The sequence below is a fragment of the Streptomyces sp. ERV7 genome, assembly GCF_001653515.1.
Lineage (GTDB): Bacteria > Actinomycetota > Actinomycetes > Streptomycetales > Streptomycetaceae > Streptomyces.
The window spans coordinates 1-6,329 of the sequence record NZ_LYOY01000105.1 but is presented as its reverse complement, the minus strand read 5'-3'; the positions used below and the strand labels follow the sequence as shown (position 1 = coordinate 6,329).

Genomic DNA, 6,329 nt, shown 5'->3' with positions numbered 1-6,329 from the left:
CCGCCGTCCCCTCCGAGGTCGCGGACAAGGCCCGCTCGGCCGACGACGACATCTGCTCCGGACTCTCGTACGGGTAGGCCCGGCTGCTGGAGCCCACGGGCAGGGCCCGTGGGAAGGGCAACACCGCGGAAGGGCAAAGCCGTTCGTTCGCCGTACGCCCGCACCTCACAACTCGTTCATATTCGGCTCATAGCTTCGCCGCCATGAGATCCATGGGACACAAGCGCCGCAAGGCGCTGACGGTGGTGGCGCTGGCCTCCGCCGTCGCGGCGGGCAGCGCCGTCACGGCCAACTCCGCCCCGCAGCACGATGCCCGCCCGTTCCCGGGCCACGGCCAGGAGATACACAACGTCATCTACCTCCTCGGCGACGGCATGGGCCGCACCCATGTCACCGCCGGCCGCGAGCGCTACTACGGCGCCCAGGGCAAGCTGAACATGGAGCGCCTGCCCTTCACCGGCGCGGTCGCCACGTACGCCGTGGAGAAGGGCACCGACCAGCCCGCGCTGGTCACCGACTCCGCGAGCTCCGCGACCGCCTGGTCGTCCGGCGTGAAGACGTACAACGCCGCGCTCGGCGTGGACGCCTACGAGAAGCGCCGTGTGACGCTGATGGAGCAGGCCAAGAAGGCCGGCTTCGCCACCGGCAACGTCTCGACCGCCGAGGTCACCGACGCCACCCCGGGCGCCCAGTTCAGCCATGTGCTGCTGCGCGGCTGCCAGGGCCCCGTCTACTCGGACGCGGCCTGCCTGCCGAAGAACGCGGACGGCTCGTACGAGAAGGCCCCCGAGGACAAGACGCTGATCACCCCGGTCGCCGAGCAGATCGCCCGCAACGGCACCGCCGACGTGGTGCTCGGCGGCGGCCTCGCCCGCTTCGAGCCGGACGACCAGAAGGCCCTCCAGGCCCAGGGCTACCAGGTGCTCGGCAACTTCGGCGACCCGAGCCTGCCCGCCCAGACCGCCGCCAGCCAGAAGGTCGCCACCAAGGCCGACCTCGCCGGCTTCAAGGGCAAGAAGGTCGTCGGCCTCTTCAACCGCGGCAACCTGACCGTCGAGCAGGCCAAGGCCGGGCTCCCGGCGGACGCCCCGCAGAAGCAGGAGCCGACCCTCGCCGACATGGCGAAGAAGTCGATCGACCTGCTCGACGGGCGCTCCAAGAAGGGCTTCTTCCTCCAGATCGAGGGCGCCCAGATCGACAAGCGTTCGCACGCCAACGACGCCGCCCAGACGCTGGCCGAGGTCAAGGCGTTCGACGACGCGGTCAAGGCCGCGTACGACTTCGCCAAGAAGGACGGGCACACGCTGGTCGTCGTCACCGCCGATCACGAGTGCGCGGGCTTCAACATCATTGAGAAGGGCACGTACACCAACGCCGAGTCCGTCGCGCCCCCGGCCAACACGGACGCGGGCAACCCGGCGAACAACTCGACGCCGTCGCGCGACAAGTCGGGCGCCAAGGACCCGGTCCGCTCGTCCGGCATCCTCAACGGCGCCGGCTCCGGCGACGCCAAGAACTTCGCCCCGGCGACCTTCCGTACGCCGGACGACGCCGCGGGTGTCAAGGACGGCACCCCCGACGCGAGCCTGTGGCTGACCTACCTCTCCGGCAACCACACCGGCGCCGATGTGCCGATCTACGCCTACGGTCCGGGCGCCGAGCGGTTCGCGGCGAGCCAGATCAACACCGAGCTGTACGGCAAGATGTACCGCTCGCTGTTCGGCCGGGCGCCGCGCGGCTGATGCCGCAGTGGCCGTCGGCGGCGCACGGTTTCACGTGAAACGCGACGCACTGTTTCACGTGAAACACCGCCCCAACAGCCCGCACACAACGGACGGTTGACCTACCGTCGCCGCCCCACCAGGGGCCGGGGGATCACCCTTCTCCCGGCCCCGCACCGCCGACCCAGGAGTACGCAGTGAACCGCTCGATCCGTCTGGCCGCTCTCGCCCTGACCGCCCTGGCCCTCACCACGGCCTGCGGGGGCTCCGGCGGCGACAAGGCCGACGCCGGGCAGCGGCCTGTGCAGGCCGAGCAGGCGGCGGCTCCGGCCGTCACCTTCCCCGCGCCGAGCGGAGCACCGGCGCCCGCAGCGACCCTCGCCAAGGTCCCGGCCAAGGGTGAAGTGCGGCTGGAACAGGGCCCGTTCACCGACCGGGTGCACATCACCAAGCTCGCGCTCTCCGAGCGGAAGCCCTCGGTCTCCGGTCACTTCGCCATCACCTCCGACGTGAGCGACGTACTCGCGCTGGAGCTGCGCGCCGCGTTCTACGACGCGCGCGGCCACCTGGTCGGCACCGGCTCCTTCCAGTATGCGGAGGAGGGTGAGGCGGGCGAGGCCGCGCACGGCACCGCCGGGCACGCCAAGCCCCGCGCGGAGGGCGCCGGCATCGACTTCACCGCCGTACCGAAGGCCGCGCTGACGGGCACTCCGGCGAGCGCGGTCCTGTCGGTCCCGGTGCTCGTCAACGAGTAGCCGTCAGAAGCAAGTCCGCGTCACGGCGAGCGAGCGCGTCGCTCACGCCAGCCTCCGGGCCAGCGCCCGTCCGGCCGCCCGGCCCGAGAAGATGCAGCCGCCGAGGAACGTGCCCTCCAGCGCGTTGTAGCCGTGCACCCCGCCGCCGCCGAACCCGGCCACCTCCCCGGCCGCGTACAGCCCGTCGAACGGGGTCCCGTCCGGGCGTACGACCTGGGAGTCCAGCGTCGTCTCCAGGCCGCCGAGCGTCTTGCGCGTCAGCACGTGCAGCCGTACGGCGATGAGCGGCCCGTGGGCCGGGTCGAGCAGCCGGTGCGGCCTGGCGACCCGGGTGATGCGGTCCGGCCAGTACGCGCGCGCGTTGCGCATCGACATGACCTGGAAGTCCTTGCCGTAGGCGTTGTCGATCTCGCGGTCGCGCGCCAGGATCTCCCGCTCCACCTGGTCGAGTTCGAGCTTGGGGCCGGGGGAGATCGCGTTCATGCCGTCGACGAGGTCGCGCAGGCTCCGGCGCACCACGAAGTCCTCGCCGTGGTCGAGGAACGCCTGCACGGGTCCGGGCGCGCCCTTGCGCACGCGCGACAGGACCAGCTTCAGGTCCTTGCCGGTGATGTCCGGGTTCTGCTCGGAGCCGGAGAGCGCGAACTCCTTCTCCACGATGGAGCGCGTCAGCAGGAACCAGGTGTGGTCGTGCCCGGTCCCCACGATGTGCTTGAGCGTGCCGAGGGTGTCGTGGCCGGGGAAGAGCGGCGCGGGCAGCCGCCGCCCGGTGGCGTCCAGCCAGAGCGAGGAGGGCCCGGGGATGATCCGGATCCCGTGGCCGGGCCAGATCGGGTCCCAGTTCTTCAGGCCCTCGGTGTAGTGCCACATCCGGTCGCGGTTGACGATCGAGCCGCCCGCCTCCTCGGTGATCCCCAGCATCCGCCCGTCGACGTACGCGGGCACCCCGGTCACCATCGAGCGCGGCGCGGGCCCCATCCGCTCGACCGGCCAGTTCCCGCGGACCAGTTCGTGGTCGCCGCCGATGCCGCCCGAGGTGACGACGACGGCCTGGGCGCGCAGCTCGAACCCGCCCGCCGGCTCCCGCGAGGAGGCGACGCCGCGCGGCTCGGCCGACGGCACCAGGACACTGCCGCGCACCCCGACCGCCGCCCCGCCCTCGACGACCAGCCCGTCCACACGATGGCGGTACTTGAAGGTCACGCGCCCGCGCGCGGCGGCCTCCAGGACCGGCTCGCGGAACACCCGGACGACCTCGGGCCCGGTCCCCCACGTCAGATGGAAGCGGGGCACCGAGTTGCCGTGCCCGCCCGCCGTGCCCGTGCCGCGCTCGGCCCACCCGACGGTCGGCGTCACCCGCAGCCCGAGCCCGTACAGATAGCTCCGCTTCTCCCCGGCGGCGAAGTTGACGTACGCCTTCGCCCACTGGCGCGGCCAGTGGTCCTCGCGGTCACGGTCGAAGGCGGCCGAGCCCATCCAGTCGGCGAGCGCCAGGTCGTAGCTGTCCTTGACGCCCATCCGGCGCTGCTCGGGGCTGTCGACGAGGAACAGGCCGCCCAGCGACCAGAAGGCCTGGCCGCCGAGGTTGGCCTCGTTCTCCTGGTCGACGACGAGCACCTTGCGGCCCGCGCGGACGAGTTCGTACGTGGCGACGAGCCCGGCGAGGCCGGCTCCCACGACGATGACATCGGCGTCGTCACTCACGGCGGTCTCCTGGGAGGTAGGGGTCAGCGGGTCGCGGTGCGGGTGGTGCTTTCCGTGCTGTAGGCCTGGAGGACGTGCAGGAAGAGCGCCTCGCGGCGGGCCCGGACGGCCTCGCTGCCGGGGTCGAGCAGGACCTGTACGGCGGTGCCGTCGTGGACCGCGACGAGCGCCTGCCCGAGCGCGTCCTCGTCGGTCACCCGGCGCCCGGTGCGCCCGAGCGCCTCGACGACCGCGGGCAGCACGGCGTCCTGGATCGCCTGCTCGCGGGCGGCCATCACCCGCCGCAGGGCGGGGTTGCGCAGGGCGTGCGCGGTGAACTCGGCGGTGACCCGGTACCAGGCGTCGTCGACCGGGATGGCCCGCAGCGCGGCCCGTACGGCGTCCTCGGGCACGGCGGCCGACACCTCGTCGAGGGCGGCGCGCACATCCGCGAGCAGCCGGGTCGAGCGCTCCTCCCACATGGCGAGGAACAGCTCGTCGAGCGAGGTGAAGTTCGAGTAGAAGGCGCCGCGGGTGTATCCGGCCCGCTCGCAGATCTGCTCGACGGTGGACCGGCCGAACCCTTCCTCGGCGAACACGGCGAGCGCCGAGTCGAGCAGCCGCCGCCGGGTGCGGGCGCGGCGCGTGGTGACGCGCTTGGCCGCAGGTGGCTGCGCGGGCGGCTGTGCAGGCGCGGTGGGTGCGGTGGCCATGGGCTCCTCCTCTTGGATACGGGAACGTATCGGATACGCGGATGTATCGACAAGGGGTCTGACCTGGATGTCCGGGGAGGCGGCCGGCCGTGCGGCCCATCCGGCCGGGGTGTCTCGTATCCGGATGTCTCATATCCGTCCCCCTCGATTCGGCCGCGTCCCGGCTGCGCCGCCCTTTGTCGAGATTGCGTCCTGTACAGGTCCCGATCCCCGCAGCAGGGTTCTCCCCGGCGGCAGGGCCGCGGCGCCGGGGGACGCGCACTCGGGACGTGAGGGATGAGGAGTGGGAACCATGGGCGACTCGCTCGGCTCGGCCGGCGCGGCCGGGGCACAGGACCCCGGGCCCGAGGGCGCGGGCTTCGCGTACCACCCCGTCGACCGCGAGCTCATCGTCGTCGCCCGCCCCGAGCTCGCCGAGGGCGGCTCGACCGCCGGCGGCCCGCCGCTCGCCCAGGAGCCACCCGGATCGTCCGCCCTGGACATGTTCCTGATGGACCAACAGCTGGCCCTGGAGCCGCTGTTCGGCAGTGAGGCCCGGGTGCGTGAGGCGCTGGCGCTGCTCCCCCGGCACGGCGCCGACGTACCCGACCTCACGCTCTTCCACCGGGTGCGCGGCGGCGAGGACCGCCTGGAGGAGCTCGCCTCCCGGTTCGCGGGCCTCCCCGGGATCGAGACGGCGTATGTGAAGCCGAGCGCGCTCCCGGCGGCCGGGCCCTTCGGCGGGAAGGACGACGACGGCGACGAGCGCGCCGACGACGGGCGGCGCGAGAAGGAGGGGGCCGCCACCCCCGACTTCAGCGGCCGCCAGGGCTACTTGGGGCCCGCGCCCGAGGGCGTGGACGCGGCCTGGGCGTGGCTCCAGGCGGGCGGCTCCGGCGAGGGCGTGAGCATCGTCGACGTCGAGGCGGCGTGGCAGCTCGGCCACCGCGACCTCGGGCCCAAGCTCGCCGGGATCGTCGCGGGCACCCCGGTCGAGGACCTGGCCTGGCGCAACCACGGCACCGGAGTGCTCGGGGTGCTCGGCGGCAGCCGCTCCGGCAGCGGCACGCTCGGCATCGTCCCGGAGTCCGTCCTCGCGGTCGCCTCGGTCCACGGCATCGGCACGGCCCGGGCCATCACCGGCGCCGCCGACCGCCTCACCCCCGGCGACATCCTGCTGGTCCCGCTGCACCGCCCCGGCCCGCGCTTCGGCTACGCGGCCGACGACGACCAGCGCGGCCACATCCCGCTGGAGTGGTGGCCCGACGACTTCGCGGCCGTACGGTACGCGACGGCCCGCGGCGTGGTGGTCGTCGAGGCGGCCGGAAACGGCGCGGAGAGCCTGGACGACGCGCTGTACGAGTCGCGCCCGGACGGGTTCCCGGCGTCGTGGCGCAACCCGTTCGACCCGGCCGCCCCCTCCTCCGGCGCGATCGTGGTCGGCGCGGGCGCCCCGCCCCCGGGCACGCACGGCCGCG

The 6,329-nt window shown here is 73.3% G+C and carries 4 protein-coding genes and 1 pseudogene; 3 read left to right on the top strand and 2 right to left on the bottom strand.

What is annotated here, in order from left to right; translation table 11 throughout:
• Positions 1-203: 203 nt before the first annotated feature.
• Both A8W25_RS31160 and A8W25_RS31155 read left to right on the top strand, forming a co-directional pair.
• On the top strand, positions 204-1,742 hold the full coding sequence (locus A8W25_RS31160; RefSeq protein WP_199831884.1) for an alkaline phosphatase: 1,539 nt from the start codon (positions 204-206) through the stop codon (positions 1,740-1,742).
• Positions 1,743-1,918: 176 nt separating this feature from the next.
• Entirely contained in the window at positions 1,919-2,476 is a 558-nt protein-coding gene (locus tag A8W25_RS31155; RefSeq protein WP_067167851.1) for a hypothetical protein, read from the top strand.
• Positions 2,477-2,518: 42 nt separating this feature from the next.
• Here the strand turns inward: A8W25_RS31155 and A8W25_RS31150 are convergent, their stop codons facing one another.
• Together A8W25_RS31150 and A8W25_RS31145 are read right to left on the bottom strand one after the other, a co-directional pair.
• Complete coding sequence (locus A8W25_RS31150; protein WP_067167849.1) at positions 2,519-4,180, bottom strand: FAD-binding dehydrogenase; 1,662 nt, start codon at positions 4,178-4,180, stop codon at positions 2,519-2,521.
• Between the two features lie 23 nt (positions 4,181-4,203).
• Entirely contained in the window at positions 4,204-4,872 is a 669-nt protein-coding gene (locus A8W25_RS31145; protein ID WP_067167847.1) for a TetR/AcrR family transcriptional regulator, read from the bottom strand.
• A gap of 292 nt (positions 4,873-5,164) precedes the next feature.
• On the opposite strand from A8W25_RS31145, the pseudogene A8W25_RS31140 reads away from it, so the two are divergent.
• Positions 5,165-6,329, top strand: a pseudogene (locus A8W25_RS31140) (serine protease); the annotation flags it as partial.